Genomic DNA, 22,760 nt, shown 5'->3' with positions numbered 1-22,760 from the left:
AGCAGCCCCACGTCCGCAGAACGCAGTAACCGCAGTAGTCGCAGTAATCAACGCAGTAAGCCCGGTAATCGCAGTAACGCCGTAGGCACACGTACCTAAAGGAGCCGCAGCCCCGATGGCCCGCCGCAGTACGAAGACCCCGCCGCCGGATGACTTCGAGGAGCGCATCCTCGACATCGACGTCGTCGACGAGATGCAGGGATCCTTCCTGGAGTACGCATACTCGGTCATCTACTCCCGTGCGCTCCCCGACGCCCGTGACGGGATGAAGCCGGTGCACCGCCGGATTCTGTACCAAATGCATGAGATGGGGCTGCGACCCGAGCGCTCGTATGTGAAGTGTGCGCGGGTTGTCGGTGAGGTGATGGGAAAGCTGCACCCGCACGGTGACAGCGCCATCTATGACGCCCTGGTGCGGATGGCACAGTCCTTCTCCATGCGGCTGCCGCTGGTCGACGGGCATGGCAACTTCGGCTCGCTGGGCAATGACGACCCGCCCGCGGCGATGCGGTACACCGAGTGCCGGACGGCACCCGCCGCCGGGCTGATGGTCGAGTCGATCGACGAGGACACCGTCGACTTCGCACCGAACTACGACGGCAGTGAGCAGGAGCCGGTGGCGCTGCCCTCGGCCTATCCAAACCTGCTGGTCAACGGCGCCTCCGGGATCGCGGTCGGCATGGCGACCAATATGCCGCCGCACAATCTGGGCGAAGTGATCGCCGCCGCCAAGCATTTGATCAAGCACCCGGGCGCGGACCTCGACACCCTGATGCGCTTTGTGCCAGGACCGGACCTGCCGACCGGCGGCCGGATCGTCGGACTGGACGGGATCAAGGACGCGTACGCCAAGGGGCGTGGCAGCTTCAAGATCCGTGCCACGGTGTCGGTGGAGAGCGTCACGGCCCGGCGCAAGGGCCTGGTCGTCACCGAACTGCCCTTCATGGTCGGCCCCGAGAAGGTCATCTCCAAGATCAAGGACCTGGTCAACGCCAAGAAGCTCCAGGGCATCGCGGACGTCAAGGACCTCACCGACCGCAAGCACGGGCTGCGGCTGGTCATCGAGATCAAGAACGGCTTCAACCCGGAGGCCGTGCTGGAGCAGCTCTACAAGCTGACGCCGATGGAGGAGTCCTTCGGCATCAACAATGTGGCGCTGGTCGACGGGCAGCCGCTCACCCTCGGGCTCAAGGAGCTGCTGGAGGTCTATGTCGACCACCGCTTCGAGGTGGTGCGGCGGCGCAGCGAGTTCCGGCGCGCCAAGCGCAGCGACCGGCTGCATCTGGTCGAGGGCCTGCTCGTCGCACTGCTCGACATCGATGAGGTCATCAGAATCATCCGGTCGAGTGAGAACGCGGCGGAGGCGAAGGAGGGGCTGATCGCTCACTTCGGTCTCTCCGAGACGCAGACGCAGTACATCCTGGACACTCCGCTGCGCCGCCTCACCAAGTTTGACCGGCTGGAGCTGGAGGCCGAGCGCGACAGGCTCACGGCGGAGATCGAGGAGCTGACCCGGATCCTGGAATCGGACGCGGAGCTGCGCAAGCTGGTCTCCTCCGAACTCACGGCGGTGGCCAGGAAGTACGGCACCGAGCGGCGCACCGAGCTGCTGGAGTCGGCGGGCGCCACGGTCGCGGCCGTACCGCTGGAGGTCGCCGACGACCCCTGCCGGGTGCTGCTCTCCTCCACCGGGCTGCTGGCCCGTACGGCCGATGGTGAGCCCGCTTTCACCAAGTCCGGCAAGCGCGCCAAGCACGATGTGATCGTCTCGGCCGTCCCGGCGACAACACGCGGCGAGATCGGGGCCGTGACCTCGACCGGGCGGCTGCTGCGGATCTCGGTCGTCGACCTCCCCCAGCTCCCGGCGTCCTCGTCGAATCTGGCGGGCGGGGCGGAGATCTCCGAGTTCCTCTCGCTCGAAGATGATGAATCGCTGATCTGTCTGACCACGCTGGACGAGTCCTCGCCGGGCCTGGCGCTCGGCACCGAGCAGGGCGTGGTCAAGAGAGTGGTGCCCGACTATCCCGCCAACAAGGAGGAGTTGGAGGTCATCTCCCTCAAGGAGGGCGACCGGATCGTCGGCGCGGTCGAGCTGAGCACCGGTGAGGAGGATCTGGTCTTCATCACCAATGAGGCCCAGCTGCTGCGCTTCCCGGCCGGTCAGGTCCGGCCGCAGGGCCGCCCGGCGGGTGGTATGGCAGGCGTCAAGCTGGGGCCGGAGGCCAAGGTGATCTCGTTCACCGCCGTGGACCCGGCCGCCGACGCGGTGGTCTTCACGGTGGCGGGCTCCCACGGCACGCTGGATGACTCGGTCCGTACGGCCAAGCTCACGCCCTTCGACCAGTATCCGCGCAAGGGGCGGGCGACGGGTGGGGTGCGCTGCCAGCGCTTCCTGAAGGGCGAGGACTGTCTGACCTTCGCCTGGGCGGGTGCGGCTCCGGCTCGGGCCGCCACGAGGACGGGGGCGCCCGTCGAGCTGCCGGAGATGGATCCGCGGCGTGATGGCTCCGGGCTCCCGCTGGGCAAGGCGATCGCGGTGGTCGCCGGGCCGGTGTAGGCCGGGCCCCGGTACGCCGGGGCCGGGCTCGCGGGCCCGGCCCGCCCCGTCACGGGGCTCCGCCCGCGGCTGTGCGGTACGCGGCTCCGCCGCGCGGCGGGGCTTCGCCTGGTTGCGGGGTGCCGTGAGGGTGGGCTTCCCCGTATCCCGCCCCTTCCCGGCTGTGCCGATTTGCGGCTCCGCCGCGGTCGGGGCTTCGCCCGGTTGCGGGGGCCGTGGGTGGTTCCCCGTATCCCGCCCCTTCCCGTAACCGGGGCTTCGCCCCGGGGCCCCGGGGTTTGCCGGGTGCGGGCCGGTGGCCGGTGTTGTGCCCACCCGTTCCGCCCCTCGGGCGGACCGAGTGCCCACAACGATCCGTTACGGGGTGGGGGGAGTCGGCTCTTCGGGGGCGTCTACGTAGCGCAGGACGTTCCACATGCTGGTGGGGCCGGACTCCTCGGGTCCGGTTCCGACGCAGGCGTCCAGTTCCTTGCGCAGGGCGTCGGCATCGACCCCGGCGCCGATCAGGACCAGCTGCGTCTGCCGCTGCTCATCCCGCGACCAGGGCGAGGGGTAGAAGCGCAGAAAACCGCCGACGGCGTGCATCGTCCACTTCTGCGGCTGGCCATCAGCCCCGAAGTGGACAAAGCCCTTCATCCGGTAGAGGCCGGGAGGCCTGGTGTCGAGGAAGTTCATAAACCGGCGCGGGCTGAGCGGGGCGTCCGCAGTGAACTCGACGCTCTCATAGGCGGTGTGGACATGCTGACCGTGGTCGTCGTCCGTGTACAGATCCTCGAAGGAGAGCTGTCGCACGGCCTGCTCCCCCTCCCGGCCCACCTCCCGGTCGAAGAACAGCTCCGGGTCGATGCGCCCGTATGAGGCGGAGACGACGGGTGTGCCGCCGCTGAGCTGCCCCAGCGTGTCCAGCAGCGCCTGCCGTCGGTCTTCCGTCACCCGGTCGGCCTTGTTCAGCACGACGAGATCGGCAACACCGATATGCCGGTCGATCCCGGGATGCCGGGCCCGGACACCGTCGAACTCCGCGGCATCGATGACCTCGACCAGCCCGCCGTAGACGATGCGCTGGTCCGTGCTGGCCAGGACCATCCTGATCAGGGTCTCCGGCTCGGCGAGACCGCTCGCCTCGATGATGATCAGGTCGATCCGGGCCGTGGGACGGGCGAGCTTGTCCAGCACCTCATCCAGGTCTTCGGTGTCGACGGCGCAGCACAGACAGCCATTGCCGAGCGAGACCATCGAGTCGACCTGTCCGGCAACGGTCATGGCGTCGATCTCGATGCTGCCGAAGTCGTTGACCACCGCACCGACCCGGACGCCCTGCCGGTTTCTCAGCAGGTGGTTGAGCAGAGTGGTCTTCCCGGACCCCAGAAAGCCAGCGACGACGATGACCGGGATCGGTTTCCTCAGCAAGGGTGCGCGCCTCCATTCGTGCCGGACGGCTGTCGATCGTAACGGAGGTTAGGCTCACCTATGTGAGTACGTGTGCGACCGCATCACGGGAACTGGCTGAGCCGCTGGCGGCGACCGCCGCGCCCGCCCGTACCTGGCTGCTGATCGAACAGCCCGGGCCGTGGGGGAGCAACGCCCTGGTCCAGAGCCATCTGGATCCGGCGCTCGGCCGCGCCCTGGAGGAGGCTGCCGAGGGCACCGGAGTACGTATCGCACTGATCCGCCGCCCCGGGCGGCACGCGGACTGCCATGGCCCCGTCCGCCGTCGGGTCTTCGCCGCCCATACGGTTCCGGGCCGCTCCTGGATCCGTACCGCGGCGGACGTCGGCGACCCGGAGCGGTTGCGGGAACTGGACTTCACCGCGCTCGGCGCGGGCGACCACAACGGGCTGTGGGACCCCTACGACGGCCATCCGCTCGCCCTGGTGTGCACCAACGGCAAACGGGACCGCTGCTGCGCCCTGCTCGGCCGCCCGCTCGCCGCAGAGCTGGCCGCCTCCGGCGGGGCCGACGTCTGGGAGATCACCCATATTGGCGGCCACCGGTTCGCCCCCACGCTGCTGGTGCTGCCGCAGGGCTATGCCTACGGACGCGTCGAGGCACCCGCTGTCAAGGCGCTGCTGGCCGCCGTCCGTGACGGCCGGGTGGTCGTTGAGCGCTGCCGCGGCCGCTCCGCCTGGGAGCGCCCCGGCCAGGCCGCTGAGCTCGCGGTACGGGAGCTTACCGGCGAGAACGGTGCGGACGCGCTGACGGTCGCCGACACCGAGGAGCATGACGGCGGCTGGGTCGTGACCGTGACCCACCGCGATGGCCGCTCCTGGCTGGTCAGCGTGACCGCCTCCACCGACGCTCCCCCAGCCGCCGCGAGCTGCGGTGCCGCGCTCGCCGTACAGCCCAGGATGGAGATCGCGGCCATCACCACGCTCGCTTAGCCAACGCGGCCGGGCTCGGGAGGGATCTCGCAGCTGACCCGGGTCGCCATGCCTACGCCGCCCCCGCCCCCGTCAGCCCCCGTACCTCCGTCTCAGCATGCTTGGCCTCATCCGGGGTGTCCGTATCGGTGACCGCGCCCAGCCAGCCCATGAGGAATCCGATCGGGATGGAAACCACCCCGGGGTTCTGCAGCGGGAAGAGGGCGAAGTCCAGGTGCGGGAAGAGGGACTCAGGGCTGCCGGAGACCACCGGCGAGAGTGCGACCAGGGCGATGGCCGGAACGAGGCCGCCGTAGATGGACCAGAGCGCGCCGCGCGTGGTGAAGCGGCGCCAGAAGAGGGTGTAGAGCAGCACGGGGAGATTCGCCGAGGCGGCGACGGCGAAGGCCAGGCCCACCAGGAAGGCGACGTTGAGGTTCTGGGCGAGCAGCCCGAGCCCGATGGCGGCAGCGCCGATCCCAACGGCGGCGATCCTGGCGACGGCCACTTCGCTGCGCGGCCCACGGCCACCGCGGCGGCTCAGTGAGGCGTACAGATCGTGGGCGATGGCCGCCGAAGAGGCCAGAGTGATCCCGGCGACCACGGCGAGAATCGTGGCGAAGGCGATCGCGGCCACCACCGCGAAGAGCAGCGTTCCCCCCGCCGTCCCGGCGCCGCCGCCCAGGAACTGGGCGAGCAGCGGCACCGCTGTGTTACCGGCCGGGTTGGACTCCCGCACCGTGTCCGGCCCCAGCAGCGCCGCGGCGCCGAAACCGAGCACGATCGTCATCAGATAGAAGCCCCCGATCAGCCCGATCGCCCAGATCACCGAGCGGCGGGCGGCCCGTGCCGTGGGCACCGTGTAGAAGCGGGCCAGGATATGCGGAAGTCCGGCGGTGCCCAGGACAAGCGCGATCCCGAGGCTGATGAAGTCCAGCCGGGAGGTCCAGCCTGCGCCGAAGAGCAGGCCCGGGGTGAGGAAGCCGTTGCCGTGCCCGCTGCGTTCGGCGGCGCCGGACAGGAGCGAGCCCAGATCTCCGCCGAAGCGCAGCAGAACCAGGACGGCCAGTGTGATGGCACCACCCAGCAGAAGCACTGCCTTGACGATCTGGATCCAGGTGGTCGCCCGCATCCCGCCGCACGAAACGTAGATCACCATGAGCGCCCCGACTCCGATCACCGTCCAGGTGCGCGTGGCGGAGCCGGTGCCGCCCAGCAGCAGCGCGACCAGGGTGCCCGCACCAACCATCTGCGCCACCAGATAGAGCACCGAGACGGTGACCGACGCGCTGCCCGCGGCGATCCGGACCGGTCGCTCCCGCAGCCGCGCCACCAGGACATCGGCGAGCGTGAACCGACCGCAGTTGCGCAGGAGCTCAGCGACAAGAAGCAGTACGACCAGCCAGGCGACCAGGAAACCAACGGCGTAGACCGTGCCGTCGAAACCGTAGAGGGCGATCAGGCCGGAGATACCGAGGAAGGATGCGGCGGACAAATAGTCGCCGGAGATGGCGAAACCGTTCTCCATGGGCGAGAACAGCCGTCCGCCCGCATAGAACTCCTCCGGCGATCCCTGCCGTCTGCGGCTGGCCCACGTGGTGATCGCCAGGGTGACGGCCACAAAGACGCTGAAGAGGACCAGCGCCAGGGTCTGATGGCTCCAGCTCACCGGGCTCACCGGGCTGCCTCCCGGGATCGCTGCTGGGTCTCCCAGCGCAGCTCAAGTGCCGCCCTGTCCCGGCGCAGCCGGGCGTTCCAGGCGTACGCCCAGGTCAGCAGGGCAGTCGTGGCGAACTGCCCGAGCCCGGCCAGCATGCCCACATTGAACGGGCCGTCCCCCACCGGCCGCCCCATCACCCCGGGCGCGGCGGTGACGGTGATGATGTAGGCGAGATACCAGCCGAGGAAGCCGACGGTAGCGGGGAAGACAAAGCGCCGGTGGCGACGGCGCACCTCCTGGAAGGCCTCGCTCCGGTGCACCGCGAGGTAGACCGCGGCCGGACCGCCGGGGGCTGCCGGGTCCGCCGGAACTGCCGGGTCCGCCCGGGCTGCCGGGTCTGGGGGCACATCCGGCGCAGGAGCGTTACTGCGCGGCTCCTGCTGGGCGCTGTCCCCCTCACCCCAGCCGGAGGCCAGCGCGTCGTACCAGGGGTCCTGGAGCCGGATCCCGCTGGGGTCGTCGCGCTCGTCGTGCTGTGTCACCCGAACTCTCCTTGCTTGCCGGAGAGTCCAAGCATGGACAGGGGTGAAGATCCCGGACTCCGCTATCCGGGACCTTCACCCCTTCAGGTGACGAGTGGATCGTTGCCGGTCAGACGTCGATACGTGAGCGGTCGAGCGTCGCCGCTGAGGTGGTGATGAACTCCTTACGCGGCGCGACCTCGTTGCCCATGAGCAGATCAAACGCCTTCTCGGCGGCCTCCAGATCACTGATGTTGATCCGCCGCAGGGTGCGCTTGCGCGGATCCATCGTGGTCTCCGCGAGCTGGTCGGCGTCCATCTCACCGAGACCCTTGTAGCGCTGGATGGCGTCCTTGAAGCGGATGTTCCTGGCCTGCAGGTCCAGCAGGGTCTGCCGGAGCTCGCTGTCGGAGTAGGTGTAGATGTACTTGTCCTGCCCCTTCTTGGGGTTGCTCAGCTCGATCCGGTGCAGCGGCGGCACCGCGGAGAAGACCCGGCCCTGCTCGACCATGGGCCGCATATAGCGCTGGAAGAGGGTCAGCAGCAGACAGCGGATGTGCGCGCCGTCGACATCGGCGTCAGCGAGGAAGATCACCTTGCCATAGCGCGCCTGGTCGATGTCGAAGGTCCGGCCGGACCCGGCTCCTATGACCTGGATGATCGCGCCGCACTCAACGTTCTTCAGCATGTCTGAAATAGAAGACTTCTGAACGTTGAGGATCTTGCCACGGATGGGCAGCAGCGCCTGGAACTCGGAGTTACGGGCAAGCTTGGCGGTGCCGAGCGCCGAGTCACCCTCGACGATGAAGAGCTCGCCGCGCTCCACATCGTCGCTGCGGCAGTCGGCCAGCTTCGCCGGGAGCGAGGAGGACTCCAGCGCGGTCTTACGGCGCTGCGCCTCCTTGTGCTGCCGGGCGGCGATCCGGGTGCGGGCGGCGGCGACGGTCTTCTCCAGGACGGCCCGGGCGTGTTGCTTGGCGTCCCGCTTGGTGGACGTCAGGAACGCCTTCAGCTCCTTGCTCACCACCTGCGCCACGATCCGGGAGGCCGCCGAGGTGCCCAGCACCTCCTTGGTCTGCCCCTCGAACTGCGGCTCGGCCAGCCGTACCGTCACGACCGCCGTAAGTCCCTCCAGCGCATCGTCCTTGACGATGTCATCCTCGGCGACACGCAGCAGCTTGGCGGAGCGCAGTACCTCATTGACTGTCCTGGTGACCGCGCGCTCAAAGCCGGCGACATGGGTGCCGCCCTTGGGGGTGGCGATGATGTTGACGAAGGATTTGACGGTGGTGTCGTAGCCGGTGCCCCAGCGCAGGGCGATGTCGACGCCCAGCTCTCGGGTGACCTCGGTGGGGATCATATGGCCACGGCCGTCGAGGACCGGCACGGTCTCCTTGAAGGACCCCTGGCCCTGGAGCCGCAGCACATCGCAGACGCCCTTGTCCTGGGCCAGGTACTCACAGAACTCGCTGATGCCGCCGTCGTAGTGGAAGACCTCCTCGGCGGCCGGGGCCTCTATACCGCGCTCATCACGCACGGTGATCGTCAGTCCGGGCACCAGGAAGGCGGTCTGCCGGGCGCGGGCGTGCAGGTCCGCCAGGGAGAGCCTGGCGTCCTTGAGGAAGATCTGCCGGTCCGCCCAGTACCGCACCCGGGTGCCCGTGCGGGTCTTGGGGATCTTCTTGCCCTTGAGCAGGCCGCTCGACGGATCGAAGGGGGCATCCGGACCGGATTCGGTGAAGATGCCGGGGACACCGCGCCGGAAGCTGATGGAGTGGGTGCGGCCGGCCCGGTCGACCTCGACATCGAGCCGGGCGGAGAGGGCGTTGACCACTGAGGCGCCGACACCGTGCAGACCGCCGGAGGCGGCGTAGGAGCCACCGCCGAACTTTCCGCCGGCGTGCAGCTTGGTCATCACGACCTCGATGCCCGAGAGCCCGGTCTTGGGCTCGACATCCACCGGGATGCCCCGCCCGTTGTCCCGCACCTCGACCGAGCCGTCCTCATGGAGGATCACCTCGATACGGTCGCAGTGACCGCCCAGGGCCTCATCGACAGAGTTGTCGATGATCTCCCAGAGGCAGTGCATCAGGCCACGGCTGTCGGTCGAGCCGATATACATGCCGGGCCGTTTCCGCACCGCCTCCAGACCCTCAAGGACCAGTAGGTGCCGAGCGGTGTAGTTGGAGCCTCCATCCCGGTCTGCTCCGGTCAGCAGCGCGGTGGACGGCACAGACGTCTCGGCGGTCACGCGGTTCGCTCCTCGCTGAATTTCGCTCAGGGATTAACTCGGGTGGCTTGCTTGCCGGTCAGAGGGTACCGAGGCCCCGTAGAGCTGGTGTGCAGCCACCCAGGAGTAAACCTATGCTAACCCAGTGTCGCGCAGATGTTCGATAACTCATCCGGGTGACGTGTACATCACGTTCCCATCGAGGCATGAACCATTTAGGCTCCGGGCACGTCCTCATGAACGAACTGGGCAACCAGCTCAGAGACGACAACCGGACAAATGGCATGAAAACCGCAATCAACTAGCAATACGGCTCCTTCGCCGCCAACCGGCAGCATTCGGCCACCTCAGAGGGAATTTTTGAGGAAAAGCCCCGAGCGGGAACGTTTTCGGCCTGGTTGGATGTTGACCCTGGTACGACAGCTCGTCGAGCTAGAGAAGAGGCGACGTGACTACTGTTCTGACACCCGCGAGCCCGCTGACGGCCGCTGACCGCTGCGACCGCTGCGGCGCCCAGGCATACCTGCGCGTCGTACTGCTCAGTGGCGGAGAGCTGCTGTTCTGCGCTCACCACGGCCGCAAGTTCGAGCCAGAACTCAAGAAGATCGCCGCGGAAATACAGGACGAGACGGAGCGGCTGACCGCCACTCCGGCAGCTGCTGGCGACCAGAGCTGACTGACCTGACGCACAGCGTTCCTTTCCGACGAGCTCGGACCGGCCCAGGACCGGAAGCGATGGGCGGCCACCCCCAGCCGGGAGTGGCCGCCCATCGTCATGTCCGCAGAGGGAAGGGCCATGTCCGTAGCGGGGAAGGCTCAGCCCCGTGCTCCCGCACCAGGTCCCGGATGGCTCCGACCCGGGTGTACACCCCCGGCCGTCCCCGCTGACCACAGCCCGAGCCCCAGGACACCAGGCCCACCAGCCGCCCCTGGGCGACCAGCGGACCACCGCTGTCACCCTGGCAGGCATCCCGCCCGCCCTTGGGCTCTCCGGCACAGACCATCGTGTCGGCCTGGTACGTGCCACCAGCACCGCCGGGATACGCGGTGGCGCAGATCTTGTCGTCAAGCATCCGCACCCGCGCCGAGCGCAGCCGGTCGGCGTAGCTGCCGTCACCGCGGGTGTCCCCCCAGCCGTAGACCGCCGCTTGCGTCTCCGGTGCGTACGCCGGGTCGTCCTCGCCTGCCATGGGGATGACGTAGCCGGCGGGCAGCGGTTCAGCAAGCTGGAGCACGGCGAGATCCCCGGCGTTGGTCTCGGTGTCAAAGTCCGGATTCACCCAGGTGGCACGGAGCGCCAGCTCCTTGCCCGTATTGCCGCGCAGGTCTTCCCGGCCTGCGATGACCCGCAGATCACGGATCTGGGTGTGGTCACGGCCGAGCACCTCCGAGCTGAAGCAGTGTGCCGCCGTGACCACGGTGCGCGGGCCCACCACCGCACCGCCGCAGAACTGTCCGGACCTGGCGTCGCCGAATACGGCGCGGCTGGCCAGGGCCACGGCCCATGGATGCTCTGCGACGGGGACCGGGCTGCCACCGATGATGACCTGGCCAGCTGAGGCAGGAGGCGGCAGGGCAAGGGTGGCTGGCGCCATGATGCCGATGGCGATGGCGATGCCGAGCAGCGGGGAAGAGAGCAGCGAGGAAGAGAAAGGACGCATAGAGCTTCTTTAACGGTAAGAAGCTCCCTGGCTACGCACCGTGGGCCGAACGGGGGCGTTTTCGCATCCGGAAGCGCATACGGCCCGGGCCGGTGCCCCTGGTGGGGCACCGGCCCGGGCCGTATGCGGGTTCTCCGCCGTACGAGCGCTGCCCGGATCAGTCCAGGTAGTCCCGCAGGACCTGAGAGCGGGACGGGTGGCGCAGCTTTGACATGGTCTTGGACTCGATCTGCCGGATCCGCTCACGGGTCACGCCGTAGACCTTGCCGATCTCATCGAGAGTCTTCGGCTGGCCGTCGGTGAGACCGAAGCGCATGGAGACCACGCCCGCCTCACGCTCGCTGAGCGTGTCGAGGACGGAGTGCAGCTGCTCCTGGAGAAGGGTGAAGCTGACCGCGTCGGCCGGGACGACGGCCTCGGAGTCCTCAATGAGGTCACCGAACTCGCTGTCGCCGTCCTCCCCCAGCGGGGTGTGCAGGGAGATCGGCTCACGGCCGTACTTCTGGACCTCGACGACCTTCTCGGGCGTCATGTCCAGCTCCTTGGCCAGCTCCTCCGGGGTGGGCTCGCGGCCCAGATCCTGGAGCATCTGGCGCTGGACACGGGCCAGCTTGTTGATGACCTCCACCATGTGCACCGGGATACGGATGGTGCGGGCCTGGTCAGCCATGGCGCGTGTGATGGCCTGCCGGATCCACCACGTGGCATACGTGGAGAACTTGTAGCCCTTGGTGTAGTCGAACTTCTCAACGGCGCGGATGAGACCGAGGTTGCCCTCCTGGATCAGGTCCAGGAAGAGCATGCCGCGACCGGTGTACCGCTTGGCCAGCGAGACCACGAGGCGGAGGTTGGCCTCCAGGAGGTGATTCTTGGCCCGGCGGCCGTCCTCGGCGATGATCTCCAGCTCACGCTTGAGCTTGGGCGCGAGCTTGTCCGAACCCGCCAGCTTGTCCTCGGCGAACAGCCCCGCCTCGATGCGCTTGGCGAGTTCGACCTCCTGCTCGGCGTTGAGCAGCGGGACCTTGCCGATCTGCTTGAGATAGTCCTTGACCGGGTCGGCGGTGGCGCCGGCCGCGGCGACCTGCTGGGCGGGAGCGTCGTCCTCGTCGTCGTCGGAGAGGACGAAACCCTCGTTCTCGGTCTTGCCATCGGAGGCGGCGGCGTCTTCCGCCCCGGCCTTGCCGCCCTTGGCGGGGGGCTCCTCGATGCCCTCGTCATCACCTTCAAGCAGCTCGTCGACGACGGACTTCTTAGCGGCCGTCTTCTTGGTGGCCGTCTTCTTCGCCGCCGTCTTCTTCACGGCGGTCTTCTTGGCGGCGGTCTTCTTCGCAGCGGCCTTCTTGGCGGGCTTCGACTCCGACAGCTCGTCAGTGCCCTCGGTGACCTCGGCGTCCTCAGCCGACGCCGTCTTCGCGGCGGCGGTGGCCTTCTTGGCGGCGGTGGTCTTGGCGGCGACCGCCTTGGTGGCGGTGCGTTTGGCCGGGGTCTTCGCTGCGACGCTCTTACGGGTGCGCTTGGGCGCCTCGGCGGCACTCACCATCAGCGTCACACCCTCCTCGTCGAGGATTTGGTTGAGGCTGCGCAGAACGTTCTTCCACTGGGTTGGCGGAATCTGGTCAGCCTCGAAGGCCCGACGCACGTCATCGCCGGCGATCTGCCCCTCAGCCTTTCCCCGCTCGATGAGCGCCATCACAGACTCGGACTCGGCGATCTCCGCGGGGAGCGTACGGGATGTGCTGGCCGACACGAACAACCTCTCGGAACGATGGAAACGACTACGGCCCCGTCCATGGAGGACCGGAGCCTGCGAGCACCGGCGGAGATGAACCGGTGACTCGGGCGGAGCGGTGCGGTGAAGGAATACAGCGCCGCGAACGACGATCGTATTCCCTTCTGCGGCTACCACCTCTTGAGTCATCGCACTTCTCCCAGAAGCGTTACGCCCAATTCGCGTGTCCCGAGTCACACGGCGTATCCATTGCTATCGGTCCGTATTCAGACGTATGGGATGGTCCGGCACGCCAGGGGAGAAGTGGCAGGGAGAGGAGCCCGTCGCCGGAGCCCGCCCGTAGGCGGGTCCGGCGACGGCCTGCGATTGGTGCCGTGTGCGACCGGTCGGAGTCAGTGCTCGCGGGGAGCGGGCACCACATGATCGGCCGGGGCGGCACCGGGGGCGCCGGCCTCGGGGTGGACAGCGAGCAGTTGACGCATGGAGGTCTCGGCGACGGCGGCCTCGCCGGAACCCAGGGCGTCCACGATCCGCTGGTGATGGCCGATCGCTGCCTCGGTGGGCCGCTCGCAGCCGGTGGCCGGGCCACCGGAGACCTGCAGCGCCGCCGCGACAATGCCGGAGAGGTGCTCCAGCATCCGGTTTCCGGCGGCCTGCAGCAGCAGGGCATGGAACTCGGCGTCGGCGCGGGAGAAGGTGAGGGTGTCCCCCTGGGCGAGCGCGTGGCCCATGATCTCCACCATGTCGGTGAGACGCTGCTGGACCTCGTCGCGGCCGTGGCCGGCGGCGAGCCGGGCGGCGAGCGGCTCGATGGTCCAGCGCAGCTCGCACAGTTCGCGGCGCTGGTCCTCGCGCTGCGGTCCGAAGGCGCGCCATTCGATGATGTCGGGGTCCAGCAGGTTCCAGTCACTGACCGGGCGTACCCGGGTGCCGACGTTGGGACGTGCGCTGACGAGGCCCTTGGCCTCAAGGACGCGGAGGGATTCACGGACGACGGTGCGGGAGACCTCGAAGCGCTGACCGATCTCCTCGGGAACCAGGGGACGGTCAGCGCCGAGATCGCCAGAGACGATCATCTGGCCGAGCTGCTGGACGAGTTGGCCGTGCAGGCCACGGCCCCGGCTGCCCGCGGCGCGGCGGCCCACTCGGGCCATATCGTTGTCACCACCTTCCCAGGCAGGGGCGTTGGTGGCGCGTGCGGCGCCGGAGGACTCGGCGTAGGAGTAGCGGTCCAGCTCACCCGGGCCGGCAAGGCCGGAGTCGGCGGGGCGAGCCGCGGTCATCATGGAGTGCGCAAGGGTAGTCACGCATCCTTTGTCGGCGGAGCCCGGGACGGCCTTGAGGGCTTTGGTGAAAAGCACACGAAAGGGTGATCGTCGACTCCTGCGCCATTGACGCCCCATTCGGAAGGAAACGGCCCCTCTCCGTCATCACCGTCACATAAACGGTAGTTGACGCCACTACTGTGGTCACGCGGTGGCGTCAGTGGGTTCTGCCGCGCAGCGTGCTGAACGTATATGCACAGAACAACGCGGTGAGCGACAACATGAGGGCGCTGCCCATGGGTTGAGCCAGCAGTCGCATGGCCGCGGCAACCCACCGATCGGCGCCGGCCGGCCATGGGACCAGGGTCAGCGACTCCAGCCGTCCTGGCAGCCCCTCGATGGACGCCCCGGCCGGACCGGCGAGAAACTTCCGTACCACCGGGGCGATCAGAAGCGGTACGGCGAGGACTGCCCCCACTCCGGCGATGGTTGACCGGAAGACCGCGGCGGCGAGCAGCCCGGCCCAGGCACAGCCGACGGCGAGGGCCACGGTCGCCGCCAGGGAGAGCGGCCAGCCGCCGGGGAGGGCCAGAAAGCCGGGGCCGTACAGCAGAGCGAGACCGGTGGCGTTGACGGCGGTGGAAGCGCCGCAGAGCAGCACCGCGGTGGTGGCGGTCATGGAGAGCTTGGCGGCCAGCAGCCCGAGGCGGCGCGGTACGGGGACCTGGGCGGGGGCGAGAGCGGGGTAGCGGAACTCCTGGCCGAAGGCGAACGCCCCCAGCAGTCCGGCCGTGGCCGCCATGGGGGGCAGGGGGACCCCGTCGGGCCAGCCGGTGAGCAGCCGCAGCGCGGGGGTGCCGTCCCGGTAGCCGAGCACGGCGGCCACCAGGAAGGCGGTGAGCAGTGTGGCGGCCGCGATAAGCCAGCTGGAGCGCACACCGGTCAGCCGTCGCAGCTCATAGCGGAGCGGCCAGCTGGGGCCGGGGGCGGGCACGGCGGTGAGGCGCGGCGGGAGCTCGGCCTCCTCGCTCCGTTCCCGGCGGGCCGCGGGGACGGAGGACTGGGCGGCGGCCGGCTCGGGGTCCGCGGCCGGCTCGTAGTCCGGGGCTGTCTCGTAGTCCGGGGCCGGCCCGCGTCCGTCGGCGCGGGCCAGCGGGGGGAGCAGGGCGCTGTCGCCGTTGTCGCCGATCTCGTCGGCGAGTTGGTGCATCAGGATGCCATGCCGGTAAGCGGTCTCGCCGACCATGGCCCGGTCGCTGCCGTAGATAGCGATGCGGCCGCCGCTCTCCCGCACGACCTCGATGGGCTCCATGGAGTCGGTCGCCCGGGCGGGGGCGAAGGACTCCAGCTGAGTGGCGCTGCGGGACTCCTGAACGAGCAGGGCGGCCAGCCGCTCGGCGTGCGGCGAGGAGACAACGACCCGGGGGCGCAGCCGGGTGCGGGCGAAGTCCGCCGCCTCCTGATCCGCGATGAGCCGGCCCCTTTCCAGGGTGATGACCCGGTCCGCGGTGCGGGCCGCCTCCTTGGGCTCGCTGGTGGTGGTGAGCACGAGACCGCCCTGGTCGGCGAAGCCGCGCAGCAGCCCGTGCAGCCATGCGACCTCGCGGGGTGACAGCCCGTGCGCGGGTTCGTCGAGCACAAGGGTGTGCGGATCGCCCAGCAGGGCCGCGGCCAGGCCCAGGCGGCGGTCCATGCCGAGGGAGAACGCGCCGAGCCGCTGGTCCGCGAGCCCGCTGAGGCCTACCACATCCAGCATCTCGTCGGCCCGTGCGGCGGGGACTCCGGCGACGGCGGTGAGCATCCGCAGATGTCCGCGCGCGGTACGGCCCGGATGGCCGGGCACATCGCCGAGCAACGCCCCGATCTCCCGGGCGGGGTGCGGGACACGGTGCAACGGCCGTCCCCGGAAGAGGGCGACACCGCGCCCGGACTGCAGCTGCAGCATCAGCCGCAGTGCGGTGGTCTTGCCGGCGCCTTGGGGGCCGAGCAGCGCGGTGATCCGGCCGGGGCGCGCCTCGAAGGTGAGGTCGTCCACGGCGGGCGGCTGGCTACGGCGGGGGGCGCTGGTGAGTCCGATGGCCTGAATCATCGCTTCTCCCGCAGAGCGCATGAGGAACGCATGCAAGATAACGCGACATGTGCGATTTTCCCGGCAAACCCGCGAGGTCGACGTGGTGTCCGGGCCGGTCAGATCTCCGGACGCAGCATCGGCGGGTTCAGCAGCGTCGCACCGCCCGCCCGGAACAGCTGGGCGGGTCGGCCGCCCTGACGTGTCGTCGTGCCGCCGGTGGGCACCAGGAAGCCCGGGGTACCGGTCACCTTGCGATGGAAGTTACGCGGGTCGAGGGCCACCCCCCAGACCGCCTCATAGACCCGGCGCAGCTCCCCCACCGTGAACTCCGGCGGGCAGAACGCGGTGGCGAGCGAGGAGTACTCGATCTTCGAGCGAGCGCGCTCAACTCCGTCAGAGAGGATCCGTTCATGGTCGAAGGCGAGCGAGGAGCTGTGCTCTCTGCCCCTGGCGGGGCCTTCGGCCGGGGACAGCAGGGTGTCGACCGGGGCCCAGCGGGCGGTCTGCGCGTCCCCTCCGGAGGTGGGCGCGGGAAGATCAGGCGCGAGCACCAGATACGCGACACTGACCACCCGGGCCCGTGGGTCCCGCTCCGGGGCGCCATAGGTGGCAAGCTGCTCAAGGTGTGCGCCAGAGCACTGGCCGCTGGTCTCGTGGGCGCGCAGCCCCGTCTCCTCCGCGAGCTCACGGGCAGCCGCCGCCTCCAGGTCCTCGTCCGGCCGTACGAACCCACCGGGCAGCGCCCACCGGCCTTGATAGGGCGGCTCCCCGCGGCGTACGGCCAGTGCGCACAGCGCGTGCCTGCGCACGGTGAGCACGACCAGGTCGACGGTGACGGCGAAGGAGGGACAGGTCGACGGGTCGTAGGGCATGCCATGATCATAGTCGTCTGCCTGACGATAAACAGGGTCCTCAGTCAGATGCCCAGTTGCAATCCCTCCGGCGCCTCCTCGACCATCCCCATGCCGAGCCTGCTGATCCGCACCGAGAAAGGCTCCTCGGCCACCCGCAATCCGGTGAACTGCACCGCGCCCAGCGGCGCGGTGCTCATCGGCCGGACAGCGACGGTGCCCGCGGGCACATCGGGGCGGATCCCGGCGAGGGCGAGAAGGAGCTGCACCGCCGCCGCGGCGGCGACGGCCGCCGGGCGGCAGGCGGCCGGATGCGGCAGCGGAGCGCTGCCCGCCGTGCGCTGCTCGGCGGCGTACATCTCCGGCAGCCGGTAGCCAAAGACCTCCGCGGCGTCCAGTGCACCCCGGAGCAGCGACGCCGCCTCCTTCTCGTACCCTGCCGCGGCCAGAGCCGCCACCGCGGTGGCGGTCTCCTGGCTGCGCACGGCACCGCTGCGATGGCCGAAGGGGTTATGGCCCGGCTCTTTGGTACTGAGACTGCGCAGCCCCCAGCCGGAGTCGAGCGAGGGACCGCCCAGCAGCCTGGCAAGCTGTTCGGTCTGCACCTTGTCGAGCAGACCGACCGCATACTCACCGGCGTCGGTCAGCCCGGTGTCGAGCAGTTCTACGGCGGTGCTGCTCAGATGTGCCATGGCGCTGCCATCAGCGGTACGCAGCGCGGCAGGTCTGCCGCCCGAGCGGTCGTCCAGCCAGAAGTCCTCCCGGAAGCGCTGCCGCAGCGCCTGCGCCCACTCCCGCAACTCCTCGCCACCGGGCCGGCCGAAGGCGTCGAGGAGATCGGACCCCAGCAGGGCCGCCCGGTGTGCCTGTGCCTGCGTCTCGCAGCGCAGCGGCCCGTCGGGGACCGGGTCGGGCACATAGCCGCCCTCCTTGGCAGCGCCGCGCAGCCACTCCAGACAGCGCTCGGCCGCGGGCAGCAGCGGCTCGATGTCGGAGTCGGCCAAGCCCCAGCGGCGGGCCTCGGCCAGCACGGCGGGAAAGAGCAGCGTGGCTTCGATACCGGTGCAGCTGGGCGGGACATGCGGCCCCGCGTTCCGCAGCGTGCCAGGAATCCGGCCATGGTCCGGACCCGGGCCGGTCAGCTGACTGCGGGCGAGGGTACGCAGGGTGCCTGCGGCGAGGCGGGTGCCGAGCGGCAGCAGCGTACGGGCCGCACGCAGGGACTCGGCAGGGGCGAGGGCACAGCGCCAGGGGACCCCGGCGGCCAGATGGACATCGGCCGGACGCACCGGGTCACGGAGCAGCAGCGCGTGGAGGTCGTCAAGGCTGGTGCGCAGCAGCGTGTCCACCCGGGCGTCGTCGCACCGGGCCTGTGACCGGGGCCAGGGAGCCGCGGCGGCGTCCAGGGGCGGCCCGGGAAGGGCGGCAGGGGTACGGGCCTGTGGCGCGGCCACGGCACCGGCCGTCTTCCGCAGTCCGATGGAGAGCGTGATCGTGCGGCTGCCGCCGGGGGGCAGTTCCAGCTCCCAGCGCAGCAGTCCGGCCGAGGCCCACGTGGTGTCCGGGGCGGGCTGAGCGGTGACGACGGCCTGCCCGGTCGGCGCCGACCAGCGCAGTCCGGCGCCATGGACGGCGGCGGGCAGCTCGGCCCCGGACCGGCCGACCGCGATGGCGCCCAGCTCCGCCAGATCGGTGCCGAGCCGCAGCTCGGCGGGCAGCCGCACGGGGTGCTCGGCCGCGCTGAGCACCGTGATCCGCTCGGTGCCGTCGGCACAGCGCACCCGCTCAACGGTGACGGCAGGGTCGGGTCCAGTGTCGGCGGTGGTCCGCGCTGCGGCGATGAACCGGGCACGGCCCGCACCGAGCATCCGTCCCTGCAACGGCACCGGCTCCTCCCCCGCCAGACGCAGTTGGCAGCGGGAGAGGACTCTGCGCCCACCGTGGTAGAAGCCCTCCAGCCCCTGGCCGGTGAGCTGACCCTGCTCGGTAGAGATCGCGAGTGCCGGGGCGGCGACGCAGATCAGCACCGCGTGTGCGGGCTGGTATACGACGCCTGGCCGGGGCGGTGCCGGGGTCCGCGCGGGCGGGCGTCGGCTCGGTGGGGTGTTTGTCTGCGCGGTCGGGGACATGCCTGGCTCCGTACTTCCTTGCATGGGGCAGGGGCTGAGCGGCTCGCGATATCCGCCACTGGAGTGAACGGCCCGATGGGCGCCTGGTCACGCTGGCCGCGGCCGCGTTGAGCCGCGCGCGGCCCGCTGTTTGCGCAGACAGTCCCGCAGCGGCTCCGGATCGAGTCCGCCGTTACAGGCCGAGTGCAGCAGCCGGGCGAAGACATAGTGGGGGTCCACCTCCAGGGCCCGGCCAAGGGCGATTCGGGCGCCGGGCTCGTCCCCGCTGGACCACGCGACCCAGCCCGCGAGGGTGAGCGGAGCCGCCGCGTGCTCGGTATAGGCCCCGACACAGCGACGGCTCAGCGCCCGCCACAGCCGAAGAGCGGGCCCGGTGTCCGTGCCCTCCATCCACTCCGCCGCCTGATCACGGGTGATCCGGTCCTGGAGGCCCAGAATCAGCGCGGCGGCCTCCGTGTCGGCCAGGAGCGCGTCGTCCCGGGCGTCGATGGCCGGTTCATCAAGGGGCTCTCCCGCCACGGGTGCGGACCGGTACCGCGCGAGCAGCCGGGCGCCGAGGTCCAGGGTTTCCGTCCGCACCCTGTCCCGGTCCGCCGCGCCGAGCATTCTGGGCAGCAGAGCCGCCCCGGCCTCGTCCAGCGCCCGCTCCTGTCCCGCGGCGAGCGGCGGGCCCAGCGGGGCCAGCCGGGCCCTCAGCTCCTTCAGCGAGCCCCGCACCTGGATGCCCGCGTAACTGGCCGCGGCGGCCATGGTCGAGGTGCCGGGTGGACCCAGCGGGGTGCCGTCGGGCGGACAGCAGTGCGGATCGGGGCAGCAGTACGACCAGTACCGGCCGCCGGAGAGACAGAGTGCTTCGTACACCGGCATATCCAGCGCCCCGCAGGCGGTACGCAGCTGCTGGGCGAGCGGGCGCAGCCGTTCCATGACCCCGTGTCCGCTCTCTCCTGCGGCCGGGTCCTGGCAGAGATAGACGATGGCCCCGTCGGGCCGTGCGCCATGGGCCTCGCTGTTGTCCAGCAGGCAGTCGGCTACCTGTCGGGCGGTGTCCGCCCACTCCTGCGGGACGGAGGGAATGCCGAGCCGGATCCGGCCGCCGAAGCGTCCGCTGCCACCGTGGATTCCGATGACGACGATCGAGTCATCGGGATGGTAGCCAAGCAAATACGGTAGGGCGTCGGCCAGTTCGGCCGGGCCGCGCAGAGTGATCCGGTGCTCGGTGAATGACTGGTCCTTGGTCGGTCCGCTGCTGTGTGCCATGGGCCGACGATCGCGCGACTGCGGGCGGGCCCGCTCGCCGCTGTCCACAGGGCGCCGAATTGATCATACGAACGCCATGTTGTCCACAGGATCGGGTTCGCGCTTTGTCGGTGCTATCAGGTTGCATGTGGGCATGACTGCCAATGAGCTGCGCGCCGCCGCCGACACTGTCCTGGCCCGTCTCGTGGGTGACGGCACCGGTGCGGCCCGGCTGCGGACGGACCAGTGGCGGGCCATCGAGGCGCTGGTCGCCGACCGGCGGCGGGCACTGGTGGTGCAGCGCACCGGCTGGGGCAAGTCCGCGGTGTACTTCGTCGCGACCGCGCTGCTCCGGGAGCGCGGCAGTGGCCCGACTGTCATCGTCTCTCCGCTGCTGGCGCTCATGCGCAACCAGATCGAGGCGGCCGGGCGTGCGGGCATCCGGGCCCGCACGATCAACTCCGCCAATACCGAGGAGTGGGAGACGGTTCGGGCGGAGGTGGCGGCGGGCGAGGTCGACCTCCTCCTGGTGAGCCCGGAGCGGTTGAACAATCCGGACTTCCGCGATCAGGTGCTGCCCGAACTTGCGGCGGCGACCGGGCTGCTCGTGGTCGACGAGGCGCACTGCATTTCAGACTGGGGCCATGACTTCCGGCCGGACTACCGGCGGCTGCGGACGATGCTGGCTGAGCTGAAACCCGGGGTGCCGGTGCTGGCCACGACCGCGACCGCCAATGCCCGGGTCACCGCCGATGTCGCCGAGCAGCTCGGCACGGGCACGGGTGCGCAGTCCACGGAGGCGTTGGTGCTGCGCGGTCCACTGGACCGGGAAAGCCTCAGCCTGTCGGTGCTGCGGCTGCCGGACGCGGCACACCGGCTCGCCTGGCTCGACGGTCATCTGGAAGGGCTGCCTGGCTCGGGGATCATCTACACCCTCACGGTCGCGATGGCGGAGGAGGTCACGGCCTATCTGCGGCAGCGCGGGCACGTGGTCACCTCCTACTCGGGGCGGACGGAGAACGCCGACCGGGAGGCCGCCGAGGCGGATCTCCTGGCGAACCGGGTGAAGGCGCTGGTGGCGACCTCGGCTCTGGGCATGGGCTTCGACAAGCCGGATCTCGGTTTTGTGGTGCATCTCGGCTCGCCGTCCTCCCCCATCTCCTACTACCAGCAGGTCGGCCGTGCAGGGCGCGGTGTGGACCATGCGGAGGTGCTGCTGCTCCCGGGCCCGGAGGACGAATCGATCTGGCGGTACTTCGCCTCGCTGGCGTTCCCGCCCGAGGAGCAGGTGCGCCGCACCCTCGAGGTGCTCTCGGCCGCCGGCCGCCCGGTATCGCTGCCTGCGCTGGAGCCCCAGGTTGAGCTGCGCAGATCCCGGCTGGAGATGATGCTCAAGGTGCTCGATGTGGACGGCGCCGTGCGGCGGGTGCGCGGCGGCTGGACCGCCACCGGCCAGCCGTGGTCCTACGACACCGAGCGGTACGCCTGGGTGGCCAGCCAACGGGAGGCGGAGCGGCAGGCGATGCGGGACTACACCACCGCGAGCGGCTGCCGGATGGAGTTCCTGCGCCAGCAGCTGGACGACCCTCAGGCGGCACCCTGCGGCCGGTGCGACAACTGCGCGGGAGCCCGCTTCACCACTGAGGTCACCCCGGATTCGCTGGCGGCGGCCACCGGAGAGCTGTCGCGCCCGGGAGTTGAGGTGGAGCCGCGACGGATGTGGCCGACCGGGCTGCCCGCAATAGGGGTGGACCTCAAGGGCCGTATTCCACCCGGCCAGCAGTCGGCGCCCGGCCGGGCACTGGGGCGCCTCTCGGACATCGGCTGGGGCAACCGGCTGCGCCCGCTGCTCGCTCCGCAGGCGGACGATGGGCCGGTGCCGGACGATGTGGTACAGGCGGTGGTGACGGTTCTCGCCGACTGGGCGAAGGGCCCCGGCGGTTGGGCATCCGGCCAGCAGGGCGCACCGGACCGCCCCGTGGGAGTGGTGACCGTCAGCTCCGGCGCCCGGCCGAAGCTGGTCCAGTCGCTCGGCGAGCGGATCGCGGCCATCGGGCGGATGCCCCTGCTGGGGACCGTGGTGCGTACGGAGGATGGCCCGGGGGGAGCGCTGCCGCGCAGCAACAGCGCACAGCGGGTGCGGGCGCTGCATCAGACGCTCGCGGTGCCGCCACCCCTCGCCGAGGCGCTGGTGAACGCCGGTGGTCCGGTACTGCTGGTGGACGACTTCACCGATACGGGCTGGACCCTGGCCATGGTGGCGCGGCTGCTGCGTCAGTCGGGAGCCAAGGACGTACTGCCGCTGGTCCTCGCCGTGCAGGGGTGAGCGGATCCGTCAGGCCGGGACCGGCTGATTCCGGCCTCGTGTACGAAATTACTCGTTGCCGCCAGTCGGGGCGATGGCGAGAATTGGAGCGGCTCCTGATCCGGATCGCCCCGGTCCGGTATGAGGGTGTCGTGGCGTGTGCCCATGCCCGGCGCCCCGCCGGT

Annotated in this window: 15 protein-coding genes; 4 read left to right on the top strand and 11 right to left on the bottom strand. The window is 70.0% G+C overall.

Features of this window, described 5'->3' with window-relative positions; translation table 11 throughout:
* Window positions 1-115: 115 nt before the first annotated feature.
* On the top strand, window positions 116-2,557 hold the full coding sequence (locus test1122_RS21500; protein ID WP_232270795.1) for a DNA gyrase/topoisomerase IV subunit A: 2,442 nt from the start codon (window positions 116-118) through the stop codon (window positions 2,555-2,557).
* A 357-nt stretch (window positions 2,558-2,914) separates the two neighbouring features.
* On the opposite strand, the gene test1122_RS21495 is transcribed toward test1122_RS21500, so the two are convergent.
* Window positions 2,915-3,967 (bottom strand): CobW family GTP-binding protein, encoded by a 1,053-nt coding sequence (locus test1122_RS21495; RefSeq protein ID WP_232270794.1) that lies wholly within the window; start codon window positions 3,965-3,967, stop codon window positions 2,915-2,917.
* 62 nt (window positions 3,968-4,029) lie between these two features.
* On the opposite strand from test1122_RS21495, the gene test1122_RS21490 reads away from it, so the two are divergent.
* On the top strand, window positions 4,030-4,938 hold the full coding sequence (locus tag test1122_RS21490) for a sucrase ferredoxin (RefSeq protein ID WP_232270793.1): 909 nt from the start codon (window positions 4,030-4,032) through the stop codon (window positions 4,936-4,938).
* A gap of 52 nt (window positions 4,939-4,990) precedes the next feature.
* Here test1122_RS21490 and test1122_RS21485 read toward each other — a convergent pair whose 3' ends face one another.
* From test1122_RS21485 to test1122_RS21475, 3 genes are all read right to left on the bottom strand, one after another.
* Window positions 4,991-6,586: a solute symporter family protein gene (locus tag test1122_RS21485; RefSeq protein ID WP_232272025.1), complete on the bottom strand. Its 1,596-nt coding sequence runs from the start codon at window positions 6,584-6,586 to the stop codon at window positions 4,991-4,993.
* Between the two features lie 5 nt (window positions 6,587-6,591).
* Window positions 6,592-7,119: a DUF485 domain-containing protein gene (locus tag test1122_RS21480; RefSeq protein ID WP_232270792.1), complete on the bottom strand. Its 528-nt coding sequence runs from the start codon at window positions 7,117-7,119 to the stop codon at window positions 6,592-6,594.
* 109 nt (window positions 7,120-7,228) lie between these two features.
* Window positions 7,229-9,349 carry a DNA gyrase/topoisomerase IV subunit B gene (locus test1122_RS21475; RefSeq protein ID WP_232270791.1) on the bottom strand — a complete coding sequence of 707 codons (2,121 nt, stop codon included), beginning with the start codon at window positions 9,347-9,349 and terminating at the stop codon, window positions 7,229-7,231.
* A gap of 427 nt (window positions 9,350-9,776) precedes the next feature.
* Between test1122_RS21475 and test1122_RS21470 the strand changes: the two genes are divergently transcribed.
* A complete protein-coding gene (locus tag test1122_RS21470; RefSeq protein WP_232270790.1) occupies window positions 9,777-10,004 on the top strand; it encodes a DUF7455 domain-containing protein in 228 nt (75 codons plus the stop codon).
* A 97-nt stretch (window positions 10,005-10,101) separates the two neighbouring features.
* Here the strand turns inward: test1122_RS21470 and test1122_RS21465 are convergent, their stop codons facing one another.
* From test1122_RS21465 to test1122_RS21435, 7 genes are all read right to left on the bottom strand, one after another.
* Window positions 10,102-10,989 (bottom strand): S1 family peptidase, encoded by an 888-nt coding sequence (locus test1122_RS21465; RefSeq protein ID WP_422397027.1) that lies wholly within the window; start codon window positions 10,987-10,989, stop codon window positions 10,102-10,104.
* A gap of 157 nt (window positions 10,990-11,146) precedes the next feature.
* Entirely contained in the window at window positions 11,147-12,736 is a 1,590-nt protein-coding gene (locus test1122_RS21460) for an RNA polymerase sigma factor (protein WP_232270789.1), read from the bottom strand.
* A 374-nt stretch (window positions 12,737-13,110) separates the two neighbouring features.
* Complete coding sequence (locus test1122_RS21455) at window positions 13,111-14,079, bottom strand: FadR/GntR family transcriptional regulator (RefSeq protein ID WP_277879868.1); 969 nt, start codon at window positions 14,077-14,079, stop codon at window positions 13,111-13,113.
* Window positions 14,080-14,200: 121 nt separating this feature from the next.
* On the bottom strand, window positions 14,201-16,072 hold the full coding sequence (locus tag test1122_RS21450) for an ATP-binding cassette domain-containing protein (protein ID WP_232270787.1): 1,872 nt from the start codon (window positions 16,070-16,072) through the stop codon (window positions 14,201-14,203).
* 98 nt (window positions 16,073-16,170) lie between these two features.
* Window positions 16,171-16,926: an NUDIX hydrolase gene (locus test1122_RS21445; protein WP_232270786.1), complete on the bottom strand. Its 756-nt coding sequence runs from the start codon at window positions 16,924-16,926 to the stop codon at window positions 16,171-16,173.
* A 44-nt stretch (window positions 16,927-16,970) separates the two neighbouring features.
* Window positions 16,971-19,034 carry a glycogen debranching N-terminal domain-containing protein gene (locus test1122_RS21440; protein ID WP_232270785.1) on the bottom strand — a complete coding sequence of 688 codons (2,064 nt, stop codon included), beginning with the start codon at window positions 19,032-19,034 and terminating at the stop codon, window positions 16,971-16,973.
* An 87-nt stretch (window positions 19,035-19,121) separates the two neighbouring features.
* Complete coding sequence (locus test1122_RS21435; protein WP_338423560.1) at window positions 19,122-20,291, bottom strand: DUF4192 domain-containing protein; 1,170 nt, start codon at window positions 20,289-20,291, stop codon at window positions 19,122-19,124.
* Window positions 20,292-20,424: 133 nt separating this feature from the next.
* Here test1122_RS21435 and test1122_RS21430 point away from each other — a divergent pair, with 133 nt between their 5' ends.
* On the top strand, window positions 20,425-22,596 hold the full coding sequence (locus tag test1122_RS21430) for a RecQ family ATP-dependent DNA helicase (protein WP_232270784.1): 2,172 nt from the start codon (window positions 20,425-20,427) through the stop codon (window positions 22,594-22,596).
* Window positions 22,597-22,760: the final 164 nt, after the last annotated feature.

Source organism: Streptomyces gobiensis, assembly GCF_021216675.1.
Classification (GTDB): domain Bacteria; phylum Actinomycetota; class Actinomycetes; order Streptomycetales; family Streptomycetaceae; genus Streptomyces; species Streptomyces gobiensis.
The sequence above is the reverse complement of the archived record's forward strand: the minus strand, read 5'-3'. Positions and strand labels throughout refer to the sequence as shown.